The sequence below is a fragment of the Streptomyces sp. ISL-94 genome (genome assembly GCF_018614075.1).
Classification (GTDB): Bacteria; Actinomycetota; Actinomycetes; order Streptomycetales; family Streptomycetaceae; genus Streptomyces.
In genome coordinates this window covers 1-26,613 of sequence record NZ_JAGGOZ010000137.1, presented here as the reverse complement: position 1 = coordinate 26,613, position 26,613 = coordinate 1, and the positions used below count along the sequence as shown (strand labels likewise).

The following is a 26,613-nucleotide window of genomic DNA, read 5'->3' as shown; positions in this document are numbered from 1 at the left end:
TGTTACTGCCCTCCCGCGGTGAGCAGGGCACGGACCAGCCCGGGCATGTCGGGCATGCGTGCCATGTCCTTGGGACGCACCTCCTTGCGCTGGTCGACGCGCCAGGAGCCGCCCTCTTCGACCAGACGCAGCGCGACCCGGCTCGTCTCGGTGGGCTTGCCCGGCCACGTGTAGGTGTAGGTGACCAGGACGCCGTACCCGGCGGGGTGCTTGCCGACGGCAGGGACTTCGACGACGTCCGAAGCCTTGGACGGTCCCACCTCCGCACGGTCCGGACCACCACTGGACGCCGGGGCGGAGGTTTCGTCCTCCGTGTTAGTGGCGACGCACTGTTCGACCGTCCCGTGCAGGAAGCCCTGGGACTCGAGCGGGCAGGCCGTCTTCCAGTCGTCGCGCTTGGCCGCGTCCATGTAGGTCGCGGCCACCTCCATGGCCGCCGCCTTCGGGTCCTTCGGCCCGAAGAGGCTCCCCGCGCCCTCACCCGATGAGGAGCTGCAGCCCGCCATCGCCAAGGAGGCGGTGAGAACGACGGCGGCGACGTGGATCGTGCGAAGGCTCATGCGGGCACCTTTTCGGCAGCGTCGGAGTCCGCGTCGTGGCGCGCGGGTTTGGGGGAGGTGTCGAGGAGTTCGAGGAGTTCGAGGCTGGGGACGTCCCACTGGACGGTGGCGCAATGGAAGCGGCGGTCGCGGATGATGCAGTGGCCGTGGCGGATCTCACCGTCGGGCAGGAGGCCGACGGAGCGGATCAGGGCGCGGGTGTGGTCGTCCTTGGGCAGGCCGAGGAGTTCGGCGAGGCCGTCCTGCTGCCCCCTGGTGGTGAGCTGGAACCCGGCGACGGTGGTGAGCTGTTCGGTGATGCCGACGAGTTCGACGAGGCTTTCGGGGTCCTGGGTGTCCAGGAGGAGGGAGGTGCCCAGCGCGCGGCCGACGCGGGCGATGTACTGGAGGAAGTTGGCGCCTTCGCGGGTCGCGGTCAGGACGTGGACCTCGGGGACGCACACGCTCTTGCGCAGGTGGCGCAGGTCGCGACGGCCCGCGGTGGTGACGCCGTAGGCCAGCATGCTGTGCATCAGGGCCACCGACAGCCGCTGCGTCGGCGTCCACTCGTGCCGCCCGGCCTCGACCCCGGGCAGGGACAGGCCCGGCATCTGCACCACCCAGATCCCCGGCCCCGGGGAGATCAGCGGGGCGTCCCCGGTCGGACGGCCCATGAAGGGGGCGCCCAGCGAGGACTGTGCGAGTTCGTACAGGGCCTCGCCGGTCTCCCGGGCGAGGGGGTCCTCCATCGTGCGGAGGTACTCGATCACCTTCCACGTCGCCGGCTCCCCCGCCTTGACGACGGCGTTGACGGCGTGGGTGATGGGGGTTTCGGCGCCGCGCTGGCGCAGGTGTTCGGGGGCGGCGATGCTCAGCTGGGCGGGGACCTCGCCGCGGGCGGCGTCGATGCCGTCGGCCGCCAGCAGCGTGAACAGGTCGCAGGACCCCGCGAAGCGCGGGCCGGTCTCCACCAGGTGGGCGTTCAGGCCGTACCGGCGGCCGGCGTTGACCACGCCCCCGAGGTCACCCTTGAAGTCCAGGGCGATCACGTGGGCACCGCGGAACGCGGCGTCCAGCATCGACAGCATCATCGCCATCGTCTTGCCACGGCCCGAACGGCCCACGTAAGCCGTGGTCGTGGCATCGCCGCGGTCCGAACCCGAGGTGACGTCGTTACGGAACACCCCGGGCGTGGAGCCGGTCAGATAGCCGACGATCGGACCGGTGTCGTCACCGACCTGCGCACCGCCCCACCACCACGAGCCGGCCAGCGCCGTGACGTCCCGGACGTGACCCAGGTCCGGCACCCGCAGCTGGTCGCCGGGCTGCGTCTCGATGAACAGCTCACGCTGCTCCTCCTCGCCGACGACCACCTCGATGCCGATGCCGCCGTAGTGAGTGATGACGGCGTCCACCCGGTCGCGGAGGTCGGCGAGCGAAATCGTGCTGGTGACGACGAGCCGTGGGTGGTCCTCTACGAGGGTGACGTCCTCACGCCGCATGTCACGCGTGAGCCCGGCCATCACGTGCTCGGTCTCCTCGATCTCACGCCCCGGGTCCTCGGCGGACTGCCGGGCGGCCGAACGCCGCTGTTCCTTGGCCAGACGCCGCGCCTCGTCGACCAGCTTGAGGGCGTCCCGTTTCGGCTGGACCCGGAACCGGACGCTCGCCTCGGGGGACACCGGCAGGATCAGCGCGGTGGGGTCGATGGACGGGGCGAGCTCGTCCTCGTCCACGTCCGGTACATAGTTGATTTCGGAGAGGACGCGCAGCCACTCGCCGTTGCCCGGGCTCTGCATCTCCTCCGGAAAGCCGGTCATGGTCAGGACGGCCGTCCAGGCGGCCACCTCACCCTGCGCGTCCACCACGCGCAGGTGGTCGGGGTGGGGCAGGATCCGCCCCTGGGTGAGCGCCGCCAGCTTGGCGCCAGTGATCGCTCCCCCGTTCGCCGCCGGGAGCGGTGCGCCCCGGTGCTGCTCGCGGGAGATCATCCACGCCAGGGTCTCGACAGGGGCCGGCTGCGCCTTCCACGGGCTGGCCTCCAGGCGGCGGCCGAGGCGGCGCATCTGGGCGTCGAGCTTGCTGAGTGTGCGTGTGGAGACGGTCGTCGAGGTGAGGCCCAGCCCCTCCTGCACGCCGCGCTTTCCGACCGTCCGGGCCGCGCCCGCGCGCTCGGTCATCCGGACGCCGAGCAGGAGGTGACGGGTGGGCAGGCCGATCTGCTCGAGCCTGCGCACGCGCAACTCGGCCCACTCCTGCCACTGGCCGTGGCTGAACGTCTCGGCCGCCTCGGCGACGTAGTCCTCGGCGTGCAGGGGCGACCACAGCACGCGCAGGTGGCAGTCGAACCCGGCGAGGGTCCGGGCGAGGGCCGCGGCGGCGGCGTCGAGTTCGGTGTCGCGCGCGCCCTCGCTCATGAGGTCGGTGTTCGAGGAGGCGAGGGTGAACCAGGCCTCCGTGTGGCTGTCCGTGACGATCAGGCCGTCGGCGAGGGCGACGTACCGGGGGGCGCCGGCGGACCGGTCGCCGCCGATCCCGAGGAACGTGCCCACTCTCTGCAGGATCTTCAAGACGTTTTCCCCTCCTGGTGCTTCAGTGCTTTACGGCCGTACGCACGGGCCACGGCGTCGGGGCCGTAGAGACGGGGCCGCGCGGTGAGGCGGACCGGTGCACCGGCTCCGGCCGGCACCGCCTCCTCGGCGCCGAGCCACCGCTCCAACGGCCCCCCGAGGGGGCTTTCGAGGAGGAACTCGGTCCTCCCGGACCAACGGGCGCGGCGGCTGATCCACTCGCTGCGGGTGGCGGCGCGGCGGCCGCCGCAGATGATCGGCCGGTGGCCGAGCACCAGGTAGCGGGCCCCGATGGACCAGCGGGTCACATTCCACCGGCGGTCCACGGCCCGGCTCTTCTGCGTGCCGTAGACCACGGTCAGGAGCGGCGGCAGGAAGTAGAACGTGAACGTGATCTTGGAAGGGAAGCCGAAGAGCAGGAGGAGGGGCCCCGCCCACGCGATGTAGAGCGCGAGTCCCATGACGAGCGCGCGGCGCGGCACGCCTTCGCCCAAGTCCATTCCGAGGAGCTCGTGCTGTCTGGTCTCCAGGTGGAGGTGGGCGGTGTAGGTGTGACCGACTCTCATCAGGCCCCCGCGACCTTTTTCCAGACGTCGCCGAGGAGCGTCTTGACGCCGTCCGGGAACCACACGATTCCGGCGACGAACACGGCGGCGACGAACAGCGTCAACATCTCGCCCCATTCCTTCTTCAGGAAATGCCCCAGGGCCCTGACCGCGAGGAAGGCGGCGAACAGGTTGCCGACGACGGCGAGGATCCAGCCCTTGAGGTCGGCGCCCGTGGTGAGCGCGAGCGTCTCGGAAGCGGTTTGGTGCAGCACAGGTTTCCCCCGTTGATGTGTTGACTGGCAGGCTGAAGCGACTCCACGACGACGGCTCACCTCGGTGGGCGCCGGTCACGGAGAGGTCAGAGGGTGCCGCCGCGGATGTCCGCGACCTGCCACCGCTGGGCGCCCGAGCTGGACACCCGGGTGAGCTTCACGCGGTAGGCGACCTCGACGGTGGCGCCGCCGAGTGCCCAGGAGACCTGGGCGGTACCCGAGCGGTCGGCGTTGCCGGAGACGTCGACGGACCAGCTGACGAGTGCCTTGAACGCGATGCCCTGCGGCAGGGCCGGCAGTTGCGCGCCGGGGGCGGAGACGCTCTCCGTGTCACCGCCCGCGTAGGCGGCAAAGAACTTCTCGACGGTGCTCTTGGTCTGGCCGGTGAGCTCGGCGTCCGTCTCGACGGCCGGCGTGTCGGGCAGCTTGGCGCCCGCCGTCGGCATCCCGACCAGGCCGGGACGGCCGGTGACGGCGAACCGGCCACTGGCCTGGACGACGGGGACGTCGAGTCCCACCCAGCGGGCGCCGGGCTCCGCCCGGGGCGTGGTTCCCCCGGCCGGGGAGTCCGCGGACGGGCCGGGGACCGGACTGGGAGAGGGGCCGGCGGACGGACCGGCCGGCGCGCCGGAACGGATGAGGACGTCGACGCGCACGAGCGCACGGCCGGCTGCCCCCGGGGTGACCGTGCTGGGCTGGACGGCCAGTACCTCCTGGCGGCCCTTGCCGTCCCAGCCCATGGTGCTGTCCGCGCCGACGGGAAGGACGGAGGCGAGGAGCGCGGCGCGCTCCTCCTTCCTGGCCTCGTCCCAGCCGAGGTAGGCGCGGGCGAAGCGGGCCGCCGTCGCCTGGGCGTCAGCGGTGGGGTAGGACGGCGCGGCCTGGGCCGGGGCGGAGGCGGCGGTCGGCGCCTTGGGCGGGACCACCCAGGCGCGGACGCCGGTCACGGCCGCGAGGGCCACCACGGCCCACAGCAGGCCGCGGCCGAGCCTGCGGGCGAAAACCACACCCGATTTCTCGTCCTGCGGCACCCAGGGAACAGCCGGCGGCGCCGACCGGCCCGCGGGCTCCCCGGGCGCGGCGGCGGCACGTTCACGCGCCGCCAGCTCGGCACCGGCCGCTTCCCACGGATTCACCGACTGCGGAGCGGGCTTCTCGTCCTGGCGCGACGGCCCCGCCGCGAGTCCCCGCTCGTTCTGGTCGACCGGTTCCGGAAGGCCCATCACCTTCCGGGCAATTCTGGTAAACGAGCCCATCCCCCGCACTCCCCCGCCGATTACCACAGGGGCCCACCGCCCGCCCCGTGTCTCCTCGTCGATCAGCCCCACGGGACCGCGCGGGCTAGCGCACGCCCTGGCCTCACGCCGGCGCCTGCGTCCATCCCCCGAGATGCCATGAGTGTTTGCACATGCAGCAGGGGCGACCATAAAACACGAGATGATCACTGGTCAAAAAAGTTCCCATGGCCGCTAAGTCGACAACCAGGCCTGGCGGTTGGATGAAGGGATCCACCGCGCCTTCGACACACTTGAGGCACCGAACGCACGTCACATAACGATCGGTCGGCCGGTTCCGCGCACCTCCGCGGCACACGCCTGCGGGCCCTGCGCCTTCGGACGACCACCGCGCCCAGGGCCGGTTTTCGCGCGCGCCGCGGACACCCGCACAGCAGTATCAGCACGTGGGAGACGCCGTGGGCACATACCGCACCACCCGACGCCTACGCGGGCGGCAGGAGTCCCGGGCACCTTCCCGCTTCGATCCGACCGTGGAACGAGAAGCGCCCACGCCGAAATTGCCCCGCCCGGCCGCGGGAATGCGCCATGCGAATGTGACGATGGCCCGCAAAATGACCGCGCGTACTTATGGCAATGCCGAGTCGCAGCGAAAGAAAACTGTGGCCGAACCGCCTTTCCGGGATCGCCGAGGGGCTCCGCGTCACCGGAACATCCGGTTCAGCGAATGTTCCGGAACCCGCAGCGAAGCCCTGACGGGACCGCCCGGTGCGCGGGCCTCGCCGGATACACGTAGCCGGCGGATCTTCCGGTTCCGCACTCCGCGTGTGGCCTGGCACACATCCGCCGTCCCGCCGGCCCCGACACACACGAGCGCCCCCGGCCGACGGGCCGGGGGCGCCCAGGGACGTACGCCTGACACGTACCGGGTGCGGGCTCGCTCAGCCCTCGGCGAGGTGCCGCTCGACGGTCTCGACCTTCGACGTCATCCCGTCGGACACGCCGGGCCGGATGTCGGCCTTGAGGATGAAGGAGACCCGCGGCGCCCGCGCTTCCACCGCGGCCACCGCGCGCCGGACCACGCCCATGACCTCGTCCCACTCACCTTCGACGGTGGTGAACATGGCGTCGGTCCGGTTCGGCAGCCCGGACTCGCGGACCACGCGGACCGCGTCGGCGACGTACTCCCCGACCTCTTCGCCGACCCCCAGCGGGGTCACCGAGAACGCGATGATCATGCGCCGGCCACCTCGCGCGCACGGGCCGCGATCACGCTGTCGGCCTCGTCCCGCTTGAGCAGCTGGTCGCCGTACAGGCCGCCGAACGGCACCAGCGCCAGCACGAAGAACAGCGCCACCTTCTTGAGGGGCCACTTCGCCTTGTTCCACACGTCCAGCAGGAAGACCACGTAGATCAGGAACAGAATCCCGTGCAACAGACCCAGCGGCATCTTCAGGTACGTGATGTCCGTGAGCCAGCTGAGCAGCGTGCCGAAGATCAGCAGGGCCGGGAACGACAGCGCCTCCGGGACGGAGATGAGGCGCAGCCGGTGCAGGGCGGAGGCGGTCTTGATGTCCACGGGGAACCTTCGGGGTGTCGGGTGGCCTGGGGGCGCCCCCGGACGGAGCCCCGGGGAAGTCCGTCCCAGTGTCTCAGCCGCTTTGCGGGATCTTGACCCGGGCCCCGGCCCCCCCGGCCGCCGCGGGCCGCCCGTATCGCGCCCTTGGCGCCCGGGTGTGGCGCATATCGGCCGCGTGCCCCTGTTCGGGTCCGCCCGCTGCCGATAACGTCATCCCGTGGCTCAGTTCCGACTCCAAGGCAGCAAGGTGCTCGCCGTCGACCTGACCGGGGATGCCGTGAAAGCGAAAAACGGCTCCATGGTCGCGTACGACGGTCAGATGGCCTTCAAGAAGATGACCGGCGGCGGCGAAGGCCTCCGCGGCATGGTGACCCGCCGGCTGACCGGCGAGCAGATGACCGTGATGGAAGTGCAGGGACACGGCACCTGCTTCTTCGCCGACCGCGCGAGCGAGATCAATCTGGTCAGCCTGCGCGGCGAGAAGCTCTACGTCGAGTCCAGCAACCTGCTGTGCACCGACGCCGGCCTGCGCACCGGCACCACCTTCACCGGCCTGCGCGGCGCGACGACGGGCAACGGCCTGTTCACCACGACCGTCGAGGGCTCGGGCCAGGCGGCGATCATGTCCGACGGCCCGGCGGTGGTACTGCGCGTCAGCGCCCAGTACCCGCTCTCCGTCGACCCGGGCGCCTACATCGCGCACACCGGCAACCTCCAGCAGTCCTTCCAGTCCGGCGTCAACTTCCGCACGCTAATCGGCGAGGGCTCGGGCGAGTCCTTCCAGATCCGCTTCGAGGGCGAGGGCCTGGTCTACGTGCAGCCCAGCGAGCGCAACACCATCGGGGGCGACATCTGATGCCGTTCCGCGAGATCAACTCGAAGATGGTCGAGGCCCAGGTCGTGCCCGGGCAGAAGATGTACAGCCAGCGCGGCGCGATGCTCGCGTACCGCGGCGAGGTCTCCTTCACCCCGAGCCTGACCGGCGGCCAGGGCGGGGTGATGGGCATGATCGGGCGCCGGGTGGCGAACGAGCAGACCCCGCTGATGGAGGTCGAGGGCAGCGGCACGGTGATGTTCGGCCACGGCGGCCACCACATCCAGGTGATCAACCTCTCCGGCGAGACCCTCTATGTGGAGGCCGACCGGCTGCTCGCCTTCGACGGCACCCTCCAGCAGGGCACGATGTTCATGGGCTCGCAGGGCGGGGTCATGGGCATGGTCCGCGGCCAGGTGACCGGCCAGGGCCTGTTCACCACCACTCTCAAGGGCCACGGCTCGGTCGCCGTGATGGCCCACGGCGGGGTCATCGAGCTCCCGATCCAGCCGAACCGCCCGGTCCACGTGGACCCGCAGGCGTACGTGGCCCACCACGGGGACGTCCGCAACAAGCTCTCGACCGCCCTCGGCTGGCGGGACATGGTGGGGCGCGGCTCGGGCGAGGCGTTCCAGCTGGAGCTGTCCGGCCAGGGCGCTGTGTACGTACAGGCCTCGGAGGAGAAGCTGTGAACTTTGGTCCCGTGACGGGCGGACCCGGCGGCCCGACCGTCTTCGACCCGTACACCCTGCCCTCCGACGACAACGTGAACGCGTACACCTTCTGCGTGGAGCTCAAGGGGAGCCAGTGGTTCCTGCAGAAGGGCAAGATGATCTCGTACTACGGGAACATCGAGTTCAACGGCATCGGAAACGGCCGTTTCGACCGGCTGCTGCGCACCAGCTTCCACTCGCCGCTCCACGCGAGTGACTGGGTGGTGGCCGAGGGGCAGGGCAAGATGCTGCTGGCGGACCGGGCCTTCGACGTGAACTCGTACGACCTGGACAAGGGGAACCTGACGATCCGGTCAGGCAACCTGCTCGCCTACCAGCCCTCCCTCGCCCTCAAGCAGTCGATCGTCCCGGGCTTCCTGACGCTGATCGGAACCGGGAAGTTCGTGGCGGCGTCCAACGGGCCGGTGGTGTTCATGGAACCGCCGCTGCGCGTGGACCCGCAGGCACTGGTGGGCTGGGCCGACTGCCCCTCCCCCTGCCACCACTACGACCACGGCTACATGTCCGGCGTGATCGGCGGACTGCGCTCGCTGACCGGCCTCGGAGGCTCCTCGGGTGAGGAGCACCAGTTCGAGTTCGTGGGAGCCGGGACGGTGCTGCTCCAGTCGTCGGAGATGCTGATGGCGGAGCAGGCCGTGGGCGCGGTCGGCGCCGGCGCGGCCACGGGCAACGCGCAGGGCGTTCCGGGGGCCGGCCAGGGCCCGCTGGGGCAGCTGGGCGTGCCGCGGATGCCGGGGCAGCTGGGTGATCTCCAGCGACGCTTCGGACTGTGACCACGCGGGCCATCTTTGTACGCAATTCAACTTCTTAGGTAGAGTTCATTCATGGAGACCATGGAGACCGAGACGGCCACACGCTGGCTGACCGATGCCGAGCAGCGTGCGTGGCGCACCCACCTGGACGTCAGCAGACTGCTGATGCACCAGCTGGAAAAGGATCTCCAGCCCTTCGGACTCACCAACAACGACTACGAGATCCTCGTGAACCTCTCGGAGTCGGAGGGCCACCGGATGCGGATGAGCGATCTTGCGACCGCCACCCTGCAGTCCAAGAGCCGGCTGTCCCACCAGATCACGCGCATGGAGGCGACAGGCCTGGTCCGCCGGGTGAACTGCGAGTCCGACCGGCGCGGCCTCTTCGCGGTGCTCACGGACGAGGGCATGGAGACGATGCGCAAGGTCGCCCCGCACCACGTGGCGTCCGTCCGCAGGCACTTCATCGACCTGCTGCCGCCGGAGGCCCTGGCGGCGCTGCGCTCCTCCCTGACCCCGGTGGCGGACCACCTGCGCGGCACCCGCGGCAAAGTCTGAGGCGCGGTTCCGGGCGAGGTCCGGGGGCGAGGGGCGTCCGCCGCGCCCTCCTCGGCGATCGATGGGACATTGGGTGGGAACGCTCGCTGCCGGCCGCCCGCCGCGCTACCGCAAGCGGTCGCGGCCGGCCTGAGGAGGTCCAGCCATGAAGCGCAACGTGTACATCTCCGCGGCCGCATCCGTGGTCCTGATGGTGGGAGGCCCGGTGGCGGCCGCCGCGGCGGCGTCCACCGACACGGCGAGAGCCGTCACCGCGGCCACCGCCCCCCGCGTCGACGTGACAGCCGATGGCGCTGCCGCCGCGGCACTCAAGGAGTACCCGGGCGTCGTCGAGTCCCTCGACAAGGACGGCTCCGCCTGGCACGTGGACGTGATCAGCAAGGACGGCACGGGTCACGCCGAGCTGGAGGTCGACGCCATCAGCGGCGCGGTCACCACGCGGGACAAGGAAACCGGCCAGGACAGCGGCGAGAACAAGGCGCTGCTCGATGCCAAGGTCACCGCCCAGCAGGCCATCAAGGCGGCCCTTGCCGCCTACCCGGGGCAGGTCCAGTCGGTCGACTGGGACGATGACGACGACAACGGCAAGGCCCCGTACTGGCACGTCGAGGTCAAGACCGCCTCCGACAAGACCTGGGACACCTCCGTGGACGCCACGACCGCCAAGGTCTCGTCCCGCTCCGATTCCGACAGCAACAGCGGCCAGGACGAGAACCGCTGACACGCGGGAGGAGCCTCACCCCTGTCGCAGGGGTGAGGCTCCTCCCGTACTGCTCGGACGGTCCGGTCGGTCAGGCGTTGGGACGCTTGCCGTGGTTCGCCTTCTTCTTCTTGCGTGCTCGCTTCTTGTTGCCGCGCTTGGCCATGAGCCACTCCCTGGATCGGGGTATTCCGGGCGTTCGCCAGTCTAGGGTCGGGCGGGCCCGCCCGCATCAGGCTTCGGTCAGGCTTCCCAGCAGCGAGTCGGCGGCCGCGTACGGATCCAGCTCCCCGGCGGCGACCCGGGCCGCCAGCGCTTCCAGGCGGGCGTTCCCGTGCAGATCGGCCATCCGGGCACGCAGGGCCGTCACCGCGATCGTCTCCACCTCGCGCGCCGCCCGCGCCGTGCGCCGCTCGGCGCGCACGCCGTGCTCGTCCATCCACGCCCGGTGCTTCTCCAGCGCCTCCACGAGCTCGTCGATGCCCTGCGCCCGCGCGGCGACGGTCTTGATGATCGGCGGACGCCAGTCCCCCGGGCCCCGGGACTCCCCCAGGCCCAGCATGTGGTTCAGCTCCCGCGCGGTAGCGTCCGCGCCGTCCCGGTCGGCCTTGTTGACCACGTACACGTCGCCGATCTCCAGGATCCCCGCCTTCGCGGCCTGGATCCCGTCGCCCATCCCGGGGGCCAGCAGCACCACCGAGGTGTCCGCCTGCGCGGCGATCTCCACCTCCGACTGCCCGACCCCGACCGTCTCGACCAGGATCACCTCGCAGCCGGCCGCGTCCAGCACCCGGATCGCCTGCGGTGCGGACCAGGCCAGGCCGCCCAGGTGGCCCCGGGTGGCCATGGAGCGGATGTAGACCCCCGGGTCGGAGGCGTGGTCCGACATCCGCACCCGGTCGCCGAGCAGCGCCCCGCCGGAAAACGGCGAGGAGGGGTCGACGGCGAGCACGCCGACCCGCTTCCCGGCCTTGCGGTACGCGGTCACCAGCGCCGAGGTCGAGGTCGACTTGCCGACGCCCGGAGACCCCGTCAGCCCCACCACGTACGCGTTGCCGGTGAGCGGCGCCAGCGCCGCCATCACCTCGCGCAGCTGCGGGGACGCCCCCTCGACCAGCGAGATCAGCCGGGCCACCGCTCTGGGCCTGCCCTCACGTGCCTGGGCCACCAGCTGGGGGACGTCCACCGCCGTCATATGTGCTGCGCTCCTCGGTTCTCGTACGGGGTACGGGTGCTGCTGCGCCTGCGGGCGCGGCCCGGTGCTCAGGCCCCGGGGACGCGGACGATCAGGGCGTCGCCCTGGCCGCCGCCACCGCACAGCGCGGCCGCGCCGACCCCGCCGCCGCGGCGCTTGAGCTCCAGCGCCAGGTGCAGCACCACACGGGCGCCGGACATGCCGATCGGGTGCCCCAGGGCAATGGCGCCACCGTTGACGTTCACCTTTTCCGGCGTCACCCCGAGGTCCTTCATTGACTGCACGGCGACCGCCGCGAAGGCCTCGTTGATCTCGATGAGGTCCAGGTCGGCGACCTCCAGGCCCTCCTTCTTCAGGGCGTGCTGGATGGCGTTCGACGGCTGCGACTGCAGGGAGTTGTCGGGGCCGGCCACGTTGCCGTGGGCGCCGATCTCGGCGAGCCACTCCAGGCCCAGCTCCTCGGCCTTGGCCTTGCTCATCACGACCACGGCGGCGGCGCCGTCGCTGATCTGCGAAGAGGTGCCGGCGGTGATGGTTCCGTCCTTGGCGAAGGCGGGGCGGAGCTTGCCCAGGGACTCCGCCGTGGTCTCCGGGCGGATGCCCTCGTCCAGCGAGAAGACGACCGGCTCGCCCTTGCGCTGCGGGATCTCGACCGGGGTGATCTCGGCCTCGAAGACGCCGTTCTTCTGCGCGGCCGCGGCCCGCTGGTGCGAGGCGGCGGCGAACTCGTCCTGCGGGGCGCGCTCGATGCCCAGGCGGGTGTTGTGCTTCTCGGTGGACTCGCCCATCGCGATGTTCTCGAAGGCGTCGGTGAGGCCGTCGTAGGCCATCGCGTCGAGCATCTCGATGGCGCCGTACTTGTAGCCCTCGCGGGACTTGGGCAGCAGGTGCGGGGCGTTCGTCATGGACTCCTGGCCGCCCGCGACCACGATGTCGAACTCACCGGCGCGGATCAGCTGGTCGGCCAGCGCGATCGCGTCCAGACCCGAGAGGCACACCTTGTTGATGGTCAGAGCGGGCACGTTCATCGGGATGCCGGCCTTGACCGCGGCCTGGCGGGCCGGGATCTGGCCCGCGCCGGCCTGGAGCACCTGGCCCATGATCACGTACTGCACCTGGTCGCCGGAGATCCCGGCCCGGTCCAGCGCGGACTTGATGGCGAAGCCGCCGAGGTCGGCACCCGAGAAGGACTTGAGCGATCCGAGCAGGCGCCCCATGGGCGTGCGGGCCCCTGCGACGATCACGGAAGTGGTGTTGTTCGATCCGGACATGAGGCACAGCCCCTTGGATGAGGAGTGAACGAGGGTTTACGTCAATGTACTGAGCGGTACGGCAGCGGTCACCGGGCTGTCGGTGTGATCGCGCGCACGTTGCGTGACCGGCCTCCGGGGGGGTGCACTGGGTCCATGCTGACAAGAATCGACCACATCGGGATCGCCTGCTTCGACCTGGACAAGACTGTCGAGTTCTACCGTGCCACCTACGGCTTCGAGGTGTTCCATACCGAGGTCAACGAGGAGCAGGGTGTGCGCGAGGCCATGTTGAAGATCAACGAGACGTCCGACGGCGGCGCCTCCTACCTCCAGCTCCTGGAACCGACCCGGGAAGACTCCGCGGTCGGCAAGTGGCTGGCGAAGAACGGCGAGGGGGTCCACCACATCGCCTTCGGCACCGAGGACGTCCAGGGCGACTCGGAGGCCATCCGCGGCAAGGGCGTCCGCGTCCTCTACGACCAGCCCCGCACGGGCTCCATGGGCTCCTCCATCACCTTCCTGCACCCCAAGGACTGCCACGGCGTCCTCACCGAACTCGTCACCTCCAACCCCGAGCACTGACGGACCACTGTGGCCCGATTCCCCGGCCGGTAGAGTGGCCATGGCTCGGCCGGGGTTCGGTGCGGAGACGGGGTCGGGGCCTGTGACCCCTGCCCCGGTATCTGACACCATTCCCCCGGGGGCGTCGTTCAGCGGGCGAGCGATGCTCATTGGGAGTGAGCTTGCGACCAGGGGACGGATGGGACCGCGCTGTGCGGGGCTACGAAAGCCAGGAGAGCCATCAGGCCGAGGCCGACCATCTCTCGCGCTTCGAGGCCGAGATGGAGCGGCTGAAGAAGGAGCGCGGGAAGGCCGTCCAGCACGCTGAGGACCTGGGATACCAGGTCGAGGTGCTGCGCGCCAAGCTCCACGAGGTACGCCGAGCTCTGGCGTCCCGCCCCGCCTACGACGGCGCGGACATGGGATATCAGGCGGAGCAGCTGCTCCGCAATGCCCAGATCCAGGCCGACCAGATGCGCTCCGACGCCGAGCGCGAACTGCGCGACGCCCGGGCGCAGACCCAGCGCATCCTCCAGGAGCACGCCGAGCACCAGGCGCGCCTCCAGGCCGAGCTGCACGCCGAGGCCGTCAACCGGCGCCAGCGCCTGGACCAGGAGCTGGGCGAGCGCCGCCAGACCGTCGAGGCCCACGTCAACGAGAACGTGGCCTGGGCCGAACAGCTGCGCGCCCGTACCGAATCCCAGGCGCGCCGGCTCATGGAGGAGTCCCGCGCCGAGGCCGAGCAGGCCCTGAACGCCGCCCGCGCCGAGGCCGCCCGGGTCGCCGAGGAGACCCGGCGCCGGATGGCCGCCGACTCGGAGGCCGCCCGTGCGGAGGCCGAGGCCACCCTGCTGCGCGCCCGCAAGGAGGCCGAGCGGCTGCTGACCGCCGCCTCCGCGCAGGCCCAGGAGGCCAGCGAGCACGCGGAGCGGCTGCGTTCCACCACCTCCGCCGAGGCGGAGCAGACCCGCCGGCAGACCCTCGACCTGGGCCGGGTCGCCGAGTCGCGTGTGCAGGAGGCCGACGCCGCCCTGCGCGAGGCCCGCGCCGCGGCCGAGAAGGTGCTCGCGGAGGCCAAGGAGAGCGCCGCCCGCCAGCTCGCGTCGGCGGAGTCCGTCAACGAGCAGCGCACCCGTACCGCCAAGGAGCAGGTGGCCCGGCTGGTCGGCGAGGCCACCAAGGAGGCAGAGGCCCTCAAGGCGGAGGCCGAGCAGTCCCTGGCCGACGCCCGCGCGGACGCCGAGCGGCTGCGCACCGAGGCCGGCGAGCAGGCCCGTACGGCGGCGGCCGAGGACACCGCGGCGCAGCTGGCCAAGGCCGCCCGCACCGCCGAGGACGTACTGAACAAGGCCTCGGAGGACGCCCGGGCCACCACCCGCGCCGCCTCCGAGGAGGCCGAGCGGATCCGCCGCGAAGCCGAGGCGGAGGCCGAGCGGCTGCGCGCCCAGGCGGCGGCGACGGCCGATGAGCTCAAGGGCGCCGCGAAGGACGACACCGAGGAGTACCGGGCCCGTACGGTCGAACTCCAGGAGGAGGCCCGCAGGCTGCGCGGCGAAGCCGAGCAGCTGCGCGCGGAGGCCGTCGCCGAGGGCGAGCGGATCCGCGGCGAGGCCCGCCGCGAGGCGGTCCAGCAGATCGAGGAGGCGGCCAGGACCGCCGAGGAACTGCTCGGCAAGGCCAAGGCGGACGCGGACGAGCTGCGCGGCGGGGCGACCGCCGAGAGCGAGCGGGTCCGCGCCGAGGCCGTCGAGCGGGCCGGCACCCTGCGCCGGCAGGCCGAGGAGACCCTGGAGCGGACCCGCGCCGAGGCGGAGCGGCTGCGCGCCGACGCCGAGGAGCAGGCGGAGGCCGTACGGGCCGAGGCGGACGCGGCGGCCCTCGCCCGGCGCGAGGAGACCGAGCAGGCGCTGGCCGCGAAGCGCGCGGAGGCCGACGAGGAGCTCGTACGGCTGCACACGGACGCCGAGAGCCGGCTGGGCACCGCCGAGCAGACGCTGCGCGACGCCCGCGCGGCCGCGGAGAACATCCGCAAGGAGACCACCGAGGAGACCGACCGGCTGCGCGCCGAGTCGGCGGAGCGGATCCGCACCCTCCAGGCACAGTCGGAGGCGGAGGCCGAGCAGCTGGGCACCGAGGCGGCGCAGGACGCCGGCCGGGTCCGCGCGGAGGCCGAGCAGCTCGCCGTACGGATGCGCGGCGAGGCCGAGGCCGAGGCGGAGCGGGTGCGCTCCGAGGCGCAGGAGACCGCTGACCGGCTGCGCGCCGAGGCGAAGGCGGCGGCCGAGCGGGTCGCCGCGGAGGCCGCGGAGGCGCTGGCCGCCGCGCAGGAGGAGGCCGCCCGGCGGCGCCGGGAGTCCGAGGAGACCCTGGCGTCGGCCCGTACGGACGCGGAGCTGGAGCGGGCGCAGGCCCGCGAGCAGAGCGAGGAGCTGCTGTCCGCGGCCCGCCGCCGCTCGGAGGAGGCGCAGGCCGAGGCGTCCCGCCTGACCGAGGAGGCCGAACGGCGCGCCTCGGAGCTGGTGTCGGCGGCGGAGGCCACCGCCCAGCAGGTACGGGAGTCCGTGGCAGGTCTGCACGAGCAGGCCGAGGAGGAGGTCGCCGGACTGCGCAGCGCGGCCGAGCACGCGGCGCAGCGCACGAGGACGGAGGCCGGGGAAGAGGCCGAGCGGGTCCGCGGCGACGCGTACGCGGAGCGGGAGCGGGCCACCGAGGACGCCAACCGGATCCGCAGCGAGGCGCGTACGGAGACGGACGCGGCGAAGGCGCTGGCCGAGCGGACGGTCGGCGACGCGATCGCCGAGGCGGAGCAGCTGCGCAGCGACACCGCCGAGTACGCGCAGCGGGTGCGTACGGAGGCCACGGACGCGCTGGCCGCCTCCGAGCGGGACGCGGCCCGTACCCGGGCGGACGCCCGCGACGACGCGAACCGCATCCGCGGCGAGGCGGCGGAGGCCCTGAAGTCGTCACGTGCCGAGGGCGCCCGGATCACCGCCGAGGCGACGGCGGAGGCCGAGCGGCTCACCGCGCAGACGCTGGCGGCCAACGAGGCCATGGTCGCCGAGGCGGCGGCCCGGGCCGAGCGGATCACCGCCGAGGCCGTGGAGGCGGCGGACGCGACCCGCGCCGAGGCGGCGGGCATGCTGGACGAGGCCCGGTCGGAGGCCAACCGGCTGCGGACCGAGGCCGCCGGGCAGGCGGACCGGCTCGTCACCGAGGCGGCCTCGGAGGCCGAGCGGCTCATCGAGGAGACCCTGGCGGCCAACGCGGCCACCGTCGGCGAGGCCGAGAGCGCCGCGGATGCCATCCGCGCCGAGGCCGCCGGCACCCTGGACGAGGCCCGCGCCGAGGCCAACCGGCTCCGGAGCGGGGCCGCCGAGCAGGCCGACAGCCTGGTCGCCGAAGCCACCGCGGCAGCGGACCGCCTCACCAAGCAGGCGGCCGACACGCTGGCCGCTGCCGAGCGGGACTCGGCGAGGATCCTGGTCGACGCCCGGAACGAGGGCGACCGGCTGGTCGACGAGACACGTGCGGCCAACGAGGCCACGGTCGGCGAGGCCGCGGCGGAGGCCGAGCGGCTGCGTACGGAGGCGGCGCGGATCCTGGACGAGGCCCGTGCGGAGGGCGGCCGGATCATCGGCGAGGCCACTGCGGAGGCGGACCGGGTCACGGTCGCGGCGAACGAGACCCTGGCGAGCGCCGAGCGGGAGTCCGAGCAGACGCTGGACGAGGCCCGCGCCGAGGCGGGCAGGCTGCGCATCGAGGCTGCCGAACAAGCCGACCACCTGGTCACCGAGGCCACCGAGCAGGCCGACCACCTGGTCACCGAGGCCACCGCGGAGGCGGACCGGCTCACCGCCGAGACCCGCAAGGCGAACGAGCGGACGGTCGGCGAGGCCGCGAACGAGGCCGAGCGGCTGCGCGCGGAGGCGTCGGAGGCGCTGTCCTCGGCGCAGGAGCACGCGACCCGCACCCGGTCGGAGGCCGAGCGGGTCAAGGCGGAGGCGGCGAGCGACGCGGAGCGCGTGCGCGCGGAGGCCCGTGCGGAGTCCGAGCGGCTGCTGGACGAGGCCCGCGAGGAGGCCAACAAGCGCCGCAGCGAGGCGGCGGAGCAGGTCGACCGGCTCATCACCGAGTCGGCGGCCGAGGCCGACAATCTCACCTCCGAAGCGCAGAAGCAGGCCCTCGCCGCCACCACGGCGGCCGAGGAGCAGGCCGACGCGATGGTCGACGCGGCGCGCAAGGAGGCCGCGCGGATCACCTCGGAGGCGACCGTCGCGGGCAACTCCATGGTGGAGAAGGCCCGTACGGACGCGGACGAGCTGCTGGTCGGCGCGCGGACGGACGCCGCTGCCATAAGGGAGCGGACGGAGGAGCTGCGCGGCCGCGTCGAGTCGGAGGTCGAGGAGCTGCACGAGCGGGCCCGCCGGGAGTCGGCCGAGCAGATGAAGTCGGCCGGCGAGCGCGTGGACAAGCTGGTGCGGGCGGCGACCGAGCAGAGCGTGGCGGCCGAGGCGAAGGCCAAGGCGCTGGTCTCTGACGCGAGCAGCGAGGCGAGCAAGGTCCGCATCGCGGCGGTGCGCAAGGCGGAGGCACTGCTCAAGGAGGCCGAGCAGAAGAAGGCCGAGCTGGCCAGGGAGGCCGAGAACGCCCTCGCGCAGGCCAAGGCGGAGGCCGAGCGGCTCGTCGAGGAGGGCCGCCGTGAGCTGGAGGTCCTGGTGCGCAGGCGCGAGGACATTCAGGCGGAGATCTCCCGTGTCCAGGATGTTCTTGAGGCGTTGGAATCATTCGAGGCGCCTTCGGGTGGCGGAAAGCCCGTGGTCGGCGGCCAGGGCGCGGGGGGCGTGAAGGCCGGCGCGGCAGCGGGATCCACTCGTTCGGGTGGTAAGTCGTCAGAGGGGTAGTCGGTGCGCAGGGATGTGTGCCTCTGATGGAGGTTCAGGCGAACGGGTGACAAGCAATCCGCCGCCTTGCCACTCAAAAGGGGTGTCATTGTCCAGATCAAACGCGGATTGACTCGATGACACGCCGCTCGGGCGCCTAGGATTCCCCTTAACACCTCACGTAGCACCTCATCGGTCTCATTCGACAGGAACCCCATGAGCGACACTTCCTCCCCCTTCGGCTTCGAGCTCGTGCGGCGTGGTTACGACCGTGGTCAGGTGGACGACCGCATTACCAAGCTGGTCTCCGACCGCGACAGCGCCCTTGGACGTATCAACTCTCTGGAAAAGCGGATCGAGGAGTTGCACCTCGAGACGCAGAACGCCCAGGCCCAGGTGAACGACGCCGAGCCGTCGTACGCCGGTCTCGGCGCCCGGGTCGAGAAGATCCTGCGGCTGGCCGAGGAGGAGGCGAAGGACCTGCGCGAGGAGGCCCGTCGCGCGGCCGAGCAGCACCGTGAGCTCGCCGAGTCGGCCGCCCAGCAGGTGCGCAACGACGCCGAGTCGTTCGCCGCCGACCGGAAGTCCAAGGCGGAGGACGAGGGCGTCCGTATCGTCGAGAAGGCCAAGGGCGACGCCTCGACCCTGCGCGCCGAGGCCCAGAAGGACGCGTCCTCCAAGCGCGAGGAGGCCGACGCCCTGTTCGAGGAGACCCGCGCCAAGGCCGCTCAGGCCGCCGCGGACTTCGAGACCAACCTGGCCAAGCGCCGCGAGCAGTCGGAGCGCGACCTGGCCTCGCGTCAGGCGAAGGCCGAGAAGCGCCTCGCGGAGATCGAGCACCGCGCGGAGCAGCTGCGCCTGGAGGCCGAGAAGCTGCGTACGGACGCGGAGCGCCGGGCCCGCCAGACCGTGGAGACCGCGCAGCGCCAGGCCGAGGACATCGTGGCCGACGCCAACGCCAAGGCGGACCGTATCCGCAGCGAGTCCGAGCGCGAGCTGGCGGCGCTCACCAACCGCCGCGACTCCATCAACGCGCAGCTGACCAACGTCCGCGAGATGCTGGCGACGCTGACCGGTGCGGCCGTCGCGGCCGCCGGTTCCCCGATCGACGACGAGCCGGTCACGCGTGGGGTTCCGGCGCAGCAGAGCCGCTAGTACGCAGCTGTCTGCCCGCTGGTAGCGCATCCGACGGCTCCGGGCCGTACGTCTCCTGTTTGAGGTGGCGTACGGCCCTTCGCCGTTCTAGCGTGGCCGCATGATCGAGCTGGAGGGCCTCACCAAACGATTCGGCACCAAGACCGCCGTGGACCACCTCAGCTTCCAGGTCAGACCGGGGGTGGTGACCGGTTTCCTCGGCCCCAACGGGGCGGGCAAGTCCACGACCATGCGCATGATGCTCGACCTCGACAACCCGACCAGCGGCACGGTCCGGATCGACGGGAAGCACTACCGGGACCTGCCGGAGCCGCTCAAGTACATCGGGGCGCTGCTGGACGCGAAGGCCATGAACGGTGGCCGGAGTGCATACAACAACCTTCTCTGCCTGGCCCAGTCGAACCGCATCCCCAAGAGCCGGGTCGCCGAGGTGTTGGACCTGGTGGGGCTGACGCCCGTCGCCAAGAAGAAATCGAAAGGTTTTTCGCTGGGCATGGGGCAGCGGCTGGGAATCGCCTCCGCGCTGCTCGGTGATCCGGAAATCCTGATGTTCGACGAACCCGTCAATGGTCTGGACCCGGAGGGAATTCTCTGGATCCGCAATGTGATGAAGGCGCTGGCGGCGGAGGGCAGGACGATCTTCGTCTCCTCTCATCTGATGAGCGAAATGGCCCTGACGGCAGACCATTTGATCGTCATCGGGCAGGGAAGGCTGCTGGCGGACCTGTCGATGGCCGATTTCATCCAGCAGAACTCGCGCAGCTACGTCCGGCTGCGCTCGCCGCAGCAGGAGCGGCTCAAGGACGTCCTGCACGAGGCAGGGATCGACGCCGGCGTTCCGGCCACGGGCACGCTGGAGATCGACGGCGTGGGACCGGAGCGGCTCGGCGAGCTGGCCGCCCAGCACCGGATCGTGCTGCACGAACTCAGCCCGCAACGGGCTTCACTGGAGGAAGCGTTCATGCGCATGACGGCGGACTCCGTCGAGTACCACGCCCACGCGCCGGGCGCGCCGAGGGCACCGGTCGGGCCCGCCGGCGTCCCCGTGGCCATGGCCGCCGACCACCCTGCGCGGCCTGCCGACGTCCCCGCGTGGGGCGCCGGCGACGGGGCGGCGCGCAAGGGCGGCGAGTGACCATGTCCTCCTTCTCCGCCGTTCTCACGTCCGAGTGGACCAAGATCCGTACGGTCGCCTCCACCACCTGGACCCTGGCCTCCGCCCTCGTGGTCACGGTCGGCGTCAGCGCCGCGCTCTGCGCCTTCTTCAACGCGTCCTTCAAGAACATGCCCGCGGAACAGCAAGCCACCTTCGACCCGACCCTGGCCAGCTTCGCCGGGATGAGCCTCGGCCAGCTGGCGATGATCGTCTTCGGTGTGCTGGTGGTCGGCACCGAGTACAGCTCGGGCATGATCCGCACCTCGCTGGCCGCCGTGCCGAACCGCGCGAGCTTCCTCTTCGGCAAGCTCCTCGTCGCCACCGGCCTGGCGCTGGCCGTGGGGCTCGCGACCAGCTTCCTGTCCTTCTTCCTGGGGCAGGCCATCCTGGGCGACCGCTCCATCGGCATCGGCGAGGACAACGTGCTGCGCGCGGTGATCGGGGCCGGCCTCTACATGGCCATGATCGCGCTGTTCTCCATGGGCGTGGCCGCGATCCTGCGCAGCTCGATGCTGGCGCTCGGCATCCTGATGCCCTTCTTCTTCCTGGTCTCGAACATCCTCGGGGCGGTCTCCGCCACCCGGAAGGTGGCCCAGTACTTCCCGGACCAGGCCGGCTCCAAGATCATGCAGGTGGTCCCGGGCGCCATGGACAGCGGCACGCCCCCGTACGGCCCCTGGGGCGGCTTCGGAATCATGGCCCTGTGGACACTGGCCGTCGTACTGGGCGGGTACCTCGTCCTGAAGAAGCGCGACGCCTGAGCTCCGGCTCCGGGGTATCCCCGGGTCGGTCTCAGGGGTGACTCAGGGATCCGGCCCGGGACGGAACCGTAGGATCCTCGTTATCCTCTTAACCCTTACGCGGGCGAACGTCGTCCCGGCCTGGTAAGGGGCAGCAAGATGATCGAGGCAGTCGGCCTGACCAAGCGCTTCGGCGCCAAGACCGCCGTCGACCAGCTCTCCTTCCAGGTCAGGCCCGGTCATGTGACCGGCTTCCTGGGGCCCAACGGCTCCGGCAAGTCCACCACCATGCGCATGATCGTCGGCCTCGACCGGCCCACGTCGGGCCGGGTCACGATCAACGGCCTGCCCTTCCGTGAGCTGCCGAACGCCCAGCGGCTCGTCGGGGCCCTGCTCGACGCCAAGGCCGTGCACGGCGGCCGCCGCGCCCGCACCCACCTGCTCTCCGTCGCCCAGCTCTCGGGGATCCCCGAGAAGCGGGTGGACGAGGTGCTGGCCGTGGTCGGCCTCCAGGACGTCGCCCGGCAGCGTACGAAGGGCTTCTCGCTCGGCATGGGCCAGCGGCTCGGCATCGCCACCGCCCTGCTCGGCGACCCGCAGGTGCTGCTGTTCGACGAGCCGGTCAACGGGCTGGACCCCGAGGGCATCCTCTGGGTGCGCAATCTGATGCGCCGGCTGGCCGCCGAGGGCCGCACCGTCCTGGTCTCCTCGCACCTGATGAGCGAGATGGCGCTGACCGCCGACCACCTGATCGTGATCGGCCGGGGCCGGCTGCTGGCCGACATGGGCACCCAGGAATTCATCACGCACAACTCGGCCGGATTCGCTCGGGTGCGCGCGGCCGACACCCATCCGGATGGCCGGGACACGCTGGGTGCGACGCTCACCAAGGCGGGCGGCCGGGTCCTCCAGGAGCCCGACGGAGCACTGCGCGTGACCGGGCTGGAGCTCCCCCGCATCGCGGACCTGGCGCACGAGGCGGGCGTCCGCCTGTGGGAGCTGTCACCGCACCGGGCCTCGCTGGAGGAGGCGTACATGCGGATGACCCAGTCCTCCGTCGAGTACACCTCCACCGACGACCCGCGGGCCGAGCTGTGGGAGCCCGAGCCGCACACCGTCCCGGCCTGGGAGGACGAGCCGGCGGCCCCGGCGGTCCCGCAGACCGGCTTCTACGCGCCCCCGCCGCCCGGAGCGGGCGGCCGGCCCTTCCTGATGCCCAGCGATCCCGGCGAGCTCGCGAGCACCGCCAAGAACAACCCCGAGGAAGCCCGATGACCCCGACGAGGACGACGCCGGCGGCGGAGCAGCCGAAGGGTTACCGCTCTCCCCTGCCCACGCCGCGGCCGCACCTGGGGCACGCCCTGGCCTCGGAGTGGACCAAGATGGTCTCGGTCCGCTCGACCCTGTTCACGCTCGGCTCGCTCGTGCTGACCGTCGTCGGCTTCGGGATCCTCTTCGTCGCGCAGAGCACGGACCTGGAGTACGTCAACATCTCCTTCACCACGCCCGCGCTGTTCGGCCTGCTGGTCGGTCAGGTCGCGGTGATGGTCCTCGGCGTGCTGACCATCACCTCGGAGCACGCCACCGGGCTGGTGCGGACCACCTTCACCGCCGCGCCCAACCGGTACCGGGTGCTCACCGCCAAATACCTCGTCTTCAGCGTCACGGCCTTCGTCACCACCGCTTTGGCGGTCTTCGTGGTCGGGGTGGCCGCGGCGATCGTGCACGGCGGCGCCGACGCCGGGCCGCACGCGGCGCGCGAGTGGCTGGGCGCGCTGGCGGGCTGCTTCTACGTCACCCTGCTCGGCGTGCTCGCGCTCGCGGTCGGGGCGCTGGTGCGGCATTCGGCCGGGGCGATCGCGGCGATGCTGGGCCTGGTCACGCTGCCACCGGTGATAGGCGCGATGCTCAGCGTCTGGGACGCGGCCGCGCCCGTCGGGCGGGCGGTGCTCCAGTACAACGCGCCGGTGGCGCTGATGCGGCTGTTCGGCATGCCGGAGGGCGGCGGCCCGGGCGCCTCGCCCGGCGGCGTCTCCCACATGGTGCTCATCCTGCTGGTCACGGGCGGCGCCGTGGCCGCCTCGTACGCGACGGTCGGCCGCCGGGACGTGTAAGGCCCGGTGGGCCCGGTACCCCCCGCTAGTACCTGGGAGCGTTGCGGGACCGCTGAACCTTCGAGGTGCGGCGGTCCTTCGCGTTCCAGCAGGCCTTGTGCCAGTGGCGCCGGTCGTCCACCCCGCCGTACTCCGGCCAGGCCACCAGGTGGGGGGTGCCGGAGGGGATCTCCTGATCGCAGCCGGGGCAGCGGTAGCGCTTGCCCGCCGCGCTCGCGCCCGCGACCTGCCGGACCTTCCAGTTCTCGCCCTGGTACTCCTCCGTGCGCTCCAGCCCGTAGCGGTCGAGGCCGGTGACGGGACGTTCTTCCGGAGTCTCGCCGCCCCTGGGGCGGTTGTGGCGCGGTGACACGTATACCTCACGGAGGGGCGGGCGGCAGTGACTTTCTCCCAGACTACGCGCAGCGAGCCCGGGTACCCGCAGGGTGGTGGAGAGAGGTCCGGCCCGCGAAGAGGGATGGCCCGACAATCCCAATAACTTTCCTGTCAGCCCGTGCCTTTGGCACGTGTCCGACGTTGTTGCCATAGGAAGAACCGGTCCACCTGGGGGAGGCCGCGTCAGCCGCGAGGAGGGTAAAGGCGATGCGCGTAGGAGCGTTTGTACTGGCGGCCCAGTTCCCGGGTCAGGGACAGGGAGAGGCACTGCACCGGGCGGTGCGGACCGCCGATGTGGCCGAGGAGGCCGGGCTCGACTCGGTGTGGCTCGCCGAGCACCACTTCGTCCCGTACGGCGTCTGCCCCTCGGCGGTGACCCTGGCGGCCCTGCTGCTGGGCCGGACCCGGCGGCTGCGGGTGGGCACGGCGGTCAGCGTGCTGCCGAGCGCGCACCCGGTGGCCCTCGGCGAGCAGGCGGCGCTGCTGCACCTGACCTCCGGCGGCCGGTTCACCCTCGGAGTGGGGCGCGGCGGGCCGTGGGTGGACCTGGAGGTCTTCGGAGGCGGCCTGGACGCGTACGAGAACGGCTTCCCGGAGGCCCTGGACCTGCTGCGGCGCTGGCTGACGGAGGCGCGGGTGGGAGCCGCCGGCGAGCGGTACGGCTTCCGCGAGGTGGCCGTCGTACCGCGGCCGTCGGAGGCCCTGGACGGGGACAGGACGGGCCCGGAGGTCATCGTGGCCTGCACGTCCCCCGGGTCGGTACGGATGGCCGCGCGGAGGGGAGTGCCCATGCTGCTCGGCATGCACTGCGGGGACGAGGACAAGGCGGCGATGGTCGCGCTGTGGCGCTCGACCGCGCTGGCCGCGGGCCACTCCCGGGAGTACGTGGCCGGCGCCGGCCACGTCTCCGCAGGGGTGTGCCAGCTGGCGGACCGCACGGCGGACGCCCGCGAGACGCTGCTGAAGGCGATGCCGGGCTGGCTCAAGCAGGGCCTGGACGCCCACGTGACCGTGGACGGCCGTGTACGCGCGATGCGCGACCCCGTCGCCTATACGGAACTCCTCTGTGACCTGCACCCGGTGGGTACCCCGCAACTGGCCGCGGACCGGCTGGCGGCCACCTCCGAACGGACGGGCATCACGCGCTTCGCCCTCCTGACGGAGGGCTCCGGCGATCTCGCCGCGACGGAGGAGAACGTACGACGCCTCGGCGTCGAAGTCCTGCCCCGCCTCGGCTGAGACCGACCGGCCGAACTAGCAGTCGCGCAGTTCCGGCGACTGGTTGAGCAGCTGGCCGCGGATCGAAGTGAACTTGGCGAGCCGGTCGTCGACCGAGGGATCCAGCGGGAACACCGCCACCCGGTGACAGTTCTGGAAGGCCAGGCGCACTCCGAAGTGCCGCTGCAGCGCACCGCGTATCGCGTCACTCGCGAGCGCACGCAGCAGCTGCCCGCGCGCCTGCTCGTCGGGCGGCGGCGTCTGGTTGTCGGCGAACTGTCCGCCGTCGACCTTCAGCTGGGCCACCAGCGAGCTGATCATCTCCCATGCGTAGGGCAGGGAGGTCCGGACGCAGTCGACGAAAGCGGCTTCGTCGACCTCGCCTCGCTCGGCCTGTTCGAGTAGGGCCGGTGAGACGTCGAGCGACATGGGTTCTCCTCTCGCGACCCCGGCGGACTGGGTTGCCGGAGTCTTACGGGCAGGGACGGAGGCGGCGACGCAGCGTGCACGCTCCGCGACCTCCTGCTCACCACGGTAGGCGCCCCATGGGTGACGCACCAGGAGAATGCGCATACAACGCGCCATCCGCGAACGGGGCTTTCAGGGGCGAATCGCGTGGAGGCCTTCTCGTCGAGTAGCGTTGCCGACCATGCGTCTCGTCATTGCCCGCTGCTCCGTCGACTACGCGGGCCGCCTCACCGCCCATCTGCCCTCGGCACCCCGTCTGATCCTCGTGAAGGCCGACGGCAGTGTCTCGATCCACGCGGACGACCGGGCGTACAAACCGCTCAACTGGATGTCGCCCCCGTGCACCCTCAAGGAGGGGAGCGGGGACGAGGCCGCTGTGTGGACGGTCGTCAACAAGGCGGGCGAGAAGCTCATCATCACCATGGAGGAAGTCCTGCACGACTCCTCCCACGAGCTGGGCATCGACCCCGGGCTCATCAAGGACGGCGTGGAGGCACACCTCCAGGAGCTCCTCGCGGACCGCATCGAAACGCTGGGCGAGGGCTACACGCTGATCCGGCGCGAGTACATGACGGCGATCGGCCCGGTGGACATCCTGTGCCGGGACGCCTCCGGCGGGACGGTGGCGGTCGAGATCAAGCGGCGCGGCGAGATCGACGGCGTCGAGCAGCTGACCCGCTACCTGGAGCTCCTGAACCGGGACCCGCACCTGGCCCCCGTCCGGGGTGTCTTCGCGGCCCAGGAGATCAAGCCGCAGGCGAAGGTCCTCGCGACGGACCGGGGCATGGACTGCGTGGTCCTGGACTACAACGCGATGCGCGGCATCGAGGACGACAAACTCCGCCTGTTCTGACCCCGTTCGCGACCCGCTCTCCGCTACGACACCAGGCCCCCTGACGCTTGGCACCGCCCCTCGGCCCCTCGCCCGGCAGCACCGGGCGGGCGGCTGCGCCGGACTCCGCCCGTCGGTTCTCGGGTGGCATCGGCATGCCGCTGCGCCGGCCTCGGCCCGTCGGCCCTTGGCCCGCGTCGGGCGGGCCGCTGCGCGGGGCCTTCCCCACCCCGCCCCTTCCCGAAACCGAGGGCTCCGCCCCCAGACCCCGCTGCGGGGCTGCGCGCCGTACCCCGTACGTGCGCTGCGCGCCCGTGCCCTCAAACGCCGGGCGGGCTGGATTGTCCAGCCCGCCCGGCGTTTGA

Annotated in this window: 26 protein-coding genes; 14 read left to right on the top strand and 12 right to left on the bottom strand. The window is 71.7% G+C overall.

Annotated features, from left to right (window positions below):
• Positions 1–2: 2 nt before the first annotated feature.
• The 7 genes from J7E94_RS33105 to J7E94_RS33075 form a co-directional block, all read right to left on the bottom strand.
• Positions 3–560 (bottom strand): hypothetical protein, encoded by a 558-nt coding sequence (locus J7E94_RS33105; RefSeq protein WP_215020530.1) that lies wholly within the window; start codon positions 558–560, stop codon positions 3–5.
• Complete coding sequence (locus J7E94_RS33100) at positions 557–3,109, bottom strand: ATP-binding protein (RefSeq protein ID WP_215020529.1); 2,553 nt, start codon at positions 3,107–3,109, stop codon at positions 557–559. The genes J7E94_RS33105 and J7E94_RS33100 overlap by 4 nt, the downstream gene beginning before the upstream one ends.
• Positions 3,106–3,675, bottom strand: coding sequence for a hypothetical protein (locus J7E94_RS33095; protein WP_215020528.1), 570 nt, complete (start codon positions 3,673–3,675; stop codon positions 3,106–3,108). Before J7E94_RS33095 ends, J7E94_RS33100 begins: the two co-directional genes overlap by 4 nt.
• Positions 3,675–3,929, bottom strand: a complete 255-nt coding sequence (locus tag J7E94_RS33090) for a hypothetical protein (RefSeq protein ID WP_308345622.1) — start codon at positions 3,927–3,929, stop codon at positions 3,675–3,677. Before J7E94_RS33090 ends, J7E94_RS33095 begins: the two co-directional genes overlap by 1 nt.
• Before the next feature lie 86 nt (positions 3,930–4,015).
• Positions 4,016–5,152 carry a conjugal transfer protein gene (locus tag J7E94_RS33085; RefSeq protein WP_215020527.1) on the bottom strand — a complete coding sequence of 379 codons (1,137 nt, stop codon included), beginning with the start codon at positions 5,150–5,152 and terminating at the stop codon, positions 4,016–4,018.
• A gap of 953 nt (positions 5,153–6,105) precedes the next feature.
• Positions 6,106–6,402, bottom strand: coding sequence for an MTH1187 family thiamine-binding protein (locus J7E94_RS33080; RefSeq protein WP_215020526.1), 297 nt, complete (start codon positions 6,400–6,402; stop codon positions 6,106–6,108).
• Entirely contained in the window at positions 6,399–6,743 is a 345-nt protein-coding gene (locus J7E94_RS33075) for a DUF3817 domain-containing protein (protein WP_215020525.1), read from the bottom strand. Before J7E94_RS33075 ends, J7E94_RS33080 begins: the two co-directional genes overlap by 4 nt.
• A gap of 217 nt (positions 6,744–6,960) precedes the next feature.
• On the opposite strand from J7E94_RS33075, the gene J7E94_RS33070 reads away from it, so the two are divergent.
• From J7E94_RS33070 to J7E94_RS33050, 5 genes are all read left to right on the top strand, one after another.
• Positions 6,961–7,599 carry an AIM24 family protein gene (locus J7E94_RS33070; RefSeq protein ID WP_215020524.1) on the top strand — a complete coding sequence of 213 codons (639 nt, stop codon included), beginning with the start codon at positions 6,961–6,963 and terminating at the stop codon, positions 7,597–7,599.
• A complete protein-coding gene (locus tag J7E94_RS33065) occupies positions 7,599–8,249 on the top strand; it encodes an AIM24 family protein (RefSeq protein ID WP_215020523.1) in 651 nt (216 codons plus the stop codon). Before J7E94_RS33070 ends, J7E94_RS33065 begins: the two co-directional genes overlap by 1 nt.
• 11 nt (positions 8,250–8,260) lie before the next feature.
• Positions 8,261–9,064: an AIM24 family protein gene (locus J7E94_RS33060; protein ID WP_215020543.1), complete on the top strand. Its 804-nt coding sequence runs from the start codon at positions 8,261–8,263 to the stop codon at positions 9,062–9,064.
• A 60-nt stretch (positions 9,065–9,124) separates the two neighbouring features.
• Positions 9,125–9,601 (top strand): MarR family winged helix-turn-helix transcriptional regulator, encoded by a 477-nt coding sequence (locus J7E94_RS33055; RefSeq protein ID WP_215020542.1) that lies wholly within the window; start codon positions 9,125–9,127, stop codon positions 9,599–9,601.
• Between the two features lie 145 nt (positions 9,602–9,746).
• Positions 9,747–10,322, top strand: a complete 576-nt coding sequence (locus tag J7E94_RS33050; RefSeq protein ID WP_215020522.1) for a PepSY domain-containing protein — start codon at positions 9,747–9,749, stop codon at positions 10,320–10,322.
• A 70-nt stretch (positions 10,323–10,392) separates the two neighbouring features.
• Here the strand turns inward: J7E94_RS33050 and J7E94_RS36115 are convergent, their stop codons facing one another.
• The 3 genes from J7E94_RS36115 to J7E94_RS33040 all read right to left on the bottom strand — a co-directional run bounded on the left by J7E94_RS36115 (position 10,393) and on the right by J7E94_RS33040 (position 12,767).
• Positions 10,393–10,467, bottom strand: a complete 75-nt coding sequence (locus J7E94_RS36115) for a 50S ribosomal protein bL37 (RefSeq protein WP_099895366.1) — start codon at positions 10,465–10,467, stop codon at positions 10,393–10,395.
• A gap of 66 nt (positions 10,468–10,533) precedes the next feature.
• Positions 10,534–11,496 (bottom strand): methylmalonyl Co-A mutase-associated GTPase MeaB, encoded by a 963-nt coding sequence (gene meaB, locus J7E94_RS33045; RefSeq protein ID WP_215020521.1) that lies wholly within the window; start codon positions 11,494–11,496, stop codon positions 10,534–10,536.
• A gap of 68 nt (positions 11,497–11,564) precedes the next feature.
• Positions 11,565–12,767, bottom strand: a complete 1,203-nt coding sequence (locus J7E94_RS33040) for an acetyl-CoA C-acetyltransferase (protein ID WP_215020520.1) — start codon at positions 12,765–12,767, stop codon at positions 11,565–11,567.
• 135 nt (positions 12,768–12,902) lie between these two features.
• Between J7E94_RS33040 and mce the strand changes: the two genes are divergently transcribed.
• From mce to J7E94_RS33005, 7 genes are all read left to right on the top strand, one after another.
• On the top strand, positions 12,903–13,331 hold the full coding sequence (gene mce, locus J7E94_RS33035) for a methylmalonyl-CoA epimerase (protein ID WP_215020519.1): 429 nt from the start codon (positions 12,903–12,905) through the stop codon (positions 13,329–13,331).
• A gap of 191 nt (positions 13,332–13,522) precedes the next feature.
• Positions 13,523–18,211 carry a polarized growth protein Scy gene (scy, locus tag J7E94_RS33030; RefSeq protein ID WP_215020518.1) on the top strand — a complete coding sequence of 1,563 codons (4,689 nt, stop codon included), beginning with the start codon at positions 13,523–13,525 and terminating at the stop codon, positions 18,209–18,211.
• A gap of 195 nt (positions 18,212–18,406) precedes the next feature.
• Positions 18,407–19,345, top strand: a complete 939-nt coding sequence (locus J7E94_RS33025) for a cellulose-binding protein (RefSeq protein ID WP_215020517.1) — start codon at positions 18,407–18,409, stop codon at positions 19,343–19,345.
• A gap of 100 nt (positions 19,346–19,445) precedes the next feature.
• Positions 19,446–20,480 carry an ABC transporter ATP-binding protein gene (locus J7E94_RS33020; RefSeq protein WP_215020516.1) on the top strand — a complete coding sequence of 345 codons (1,035 nt, stop codon included), beginning with the start codon at positions 19,446–19,448 and terminating at the stop codon, positions 20,478–20,480.
• Positions 20,481–20,482: 2 nt separating this feature from the next.
• Positions 20,483–21,262 carry an ABC transporter permease subunit gene (locus J7E94_RS33015; RefSeq protein WP_215020541.1) on the top strand — a complete coding sequence of 260 codons (780 nt, stop codon included), beginning with the start codon at positions 20,483–20,485 and terminating at the stop codon, positions 21,260–21,262.
• A gap of 138 nt (positions 21,263–21,400) precedes the next feature.
• Positions 21,401–22,516 (top strand): ABC transporter ATP-binding protein, encoded by a 1,116-nt coding sequence (locus J7E94_RS33010; protein WP_215020515.1) that lies wholly within the window; start codon positions 21,401–21,403, stop codon positions 22,514–22,516.
• The gene (locus J7E94_RS33005) at positions 22,513–23,355 is read left to right on the top strand and encodes an ABC transporter permease (protein WP_215020514.1); all 843 of its coding nucleotides are present in this window, start codon (positions 22,513–22,515) and stop codon (positions 23,353–23,355) included. The genes J7E94_RS33010 and J7E94_RS33005 overlap by 4 nt, the downstream gene beginning before the upstream one ends.
• A gap of 25 nt (positions 23,356–23,380) precedes the next feature.
• Here J7E94_RS33005 and J7E94_RS33000 read toward each other — a convergent pair whose 3' ends face one another.
• A complete protein-coding gene (locus J7E94_RS33000) occupies positions 23,381–23,707 on the bottom strand; it encodes an ATP/GTP-binding protein (RefSeq protein ID WP_215020513.1) in 327 nt (108 codons plus the stop codon).
• Positions 23,708–23,937: 230 nt separating this feature from the next.
• Here J7E94_RS33000 and J7E94_RS32995 point away from each other — a divergent pair, with 230 nt between their 5' ends.
• Positions 23,938–24,969 (top strand): LLM class flavin-dependent oxidoreductase, encoded by a 1,032-nt coding sequence (locus tag J7E94_RS32995; protein ID WP_215020512.1) that lies wholly within the window; start codon positions 23,938–23,940, stop codon positions 24,967–24,969.
• A 15-nt stretch (positions 24,970–24,984) separates the two neighbouring features.
• On the opposite strand, the gene J7E94_RS32990 is transcribed toward J7E94_RS32995, so the two are convergent.
• The gene (locus J7E94_RS32990; protein WP_030660337.1) at positions 24,985–25,377 is read right to left on the bottom strand and encodes an SCO5389 family protein; all 393 of its coding nucleotides are present in this window, start codon (positions 25,375–25,377) and stop codon (positions 24,985–24,987) included.
• Positions 25,378–25,597: 220 nt separating this feature from the next.
• Between J7E94_RS32990 and nucS the strand changes: the two genes are divergently transcribed.
• Complete coding sequence (gene nucS, locus J7E94_RS32985; RefSeq protein ID WP_215020511.1) at positions 25,598–26,269, top strand: endonuclease NucS; 672 nt, start codon at positions 25,598–25,600, stop codon at positions 26,267–26,269.
• Positions 26,270–26,613 lie beyond the last annotated feature (344 nt).

What these genes read in the sequence shown, in the direction of transcription:
- meaB (WP_215020521.1), bottom strand. Translation starts at nt 11,496, where the DNA reads ATGACGGCGGTGGACGTCCCCCAGCTGGTGGCCCAGGCACGTGAGGGC.
- J7E94_RS33025 (WP_215020517.1), top strand. Translation starts at nt 18,407, where the DNA reads ATGAGCGACACTTCCTCCCCCTTCGGCTTCGAGCTCGTGCGGCGTGGT.
- J7E94_RS33015 (WP_215020541.1), top strand. Translation starts at nt 20,483, where the DNA reads ATGTCCTCCTTCTCCGCCGTTCTCACGTCCGAGTGGACCAAGATCCGT.
- J7E94_RS33085 (WP_215020527.1), bottom strand. Translation starts at nt 5,152, where the DNA reads ATGGGCCTTCCGGAACCGGTCGACCAGAACGAGCGGGGACTCGCGGCG.
- J7E94_RS33065 (WP_215020523.1), top strand. Translation starts at nt 7,599, where the DNA reads ATGCCGTTCCGCGAGATCAACTCGAAGATGGTCGAGGCCCAGGTCGTG.
- J7E94_RS32990 (WP_030660337.1), bottom strand. Translation starts at nt 25,377, where the DNA reads ATGTCGCTCGACGTCTCACCGGCCCTACTCGAACAGGCCGAGCGAGGC.
- J7E94_RS33055 (WP_215020542.1), top strand. Translation starts at nt 9,125, where the DNA reads ATGGAGACCGAGACGGCCACACGCTGGCTGACCGATGCCGAGCAGCGT.
- J7E94_RS33040 (WP_215020520.1), bottom strand. Translation starts at nt 12,767, where the DNA reads ATGTCCGGATCGAACAACACCACTTCCGTGATCGTCGCAGGGGCCCGC.
- J7E94_RS33050 (WP_215020522.1), top strand. Translation starts at nt 9,747, where the DNA reads ATGAAGCGCAACGTGTACATCTCCGCGGCCGCATCCGTGGTCCTGATG.
- mce (WP_215020519.1), top strand. Translation starts at nt 12,903, where the DNA reads ATGCTGACAAGAATCGACCACATCGGGATCGCCTGCTTCGACCTGGAC.
- J7E94_RS33105 (WP_215020530.1), bottom strand. Translation starts at nt 560, where the DNA reads ATGAGCCTTCGCACGATCCACGTCGCCGCCGTCGTTCTCACCGCCTCC.
- J7E94_RS33010 (WP_215020515.1), top strand. Translation starts at nt 21,401, where the DNA reads ATGATCGAGGCAGTCGGCCTGACCAAGCGCTTCGGCGCCAAGACCGCC.
- J7E94_RS32995 (WP_215020512.1), top strand. Translation starts at nt 23,938, where the DNA reads ATGCGCGTAGGAGCGTTTGTACTGGCGGCCCAGTTCCCGGGTCAGGGA.
- nucS (WP_215020511.1), top strand. Translation starts at nt 25,598, where the DNA reads ATGCGTCTCGTCATTGCCCGCTGCTCCGTCGACTACGCGGGCCGCCTC.
- J7E94_RS33080 (WP_215020526.1), bottom strand. Translation starts at nt 6,402, where the DNA reads ATGATCATCGCGTTCTCGGTGACCCCGCTGGGGGTCGGCGAAGAGGTC.
- J7E94_RS33020 (WP_215020516.1), top strand. Translation starts at nt 19,446, where the DNA reads ATGATCGAGCTGGAGGGCCTCACCAAACGATTCGGCACCAAGACCGCC.
- J7E94_RS33005 (WP_215020514.1), top strand. Translation starts at nt 22,513, where the DNA reads ATGACCCCGACGAGGACGACGCCGGCGGCGGAGCAGCCGAAGGGTTAC.
- J7E94_RS33095 (WP_215020528.1), bottom strand. Translation starts at nt 3,675, where the DNA reads ATGAGAGTCGGTCACACCTACACCGCCCACCTCCACCTGGAGACCAGA.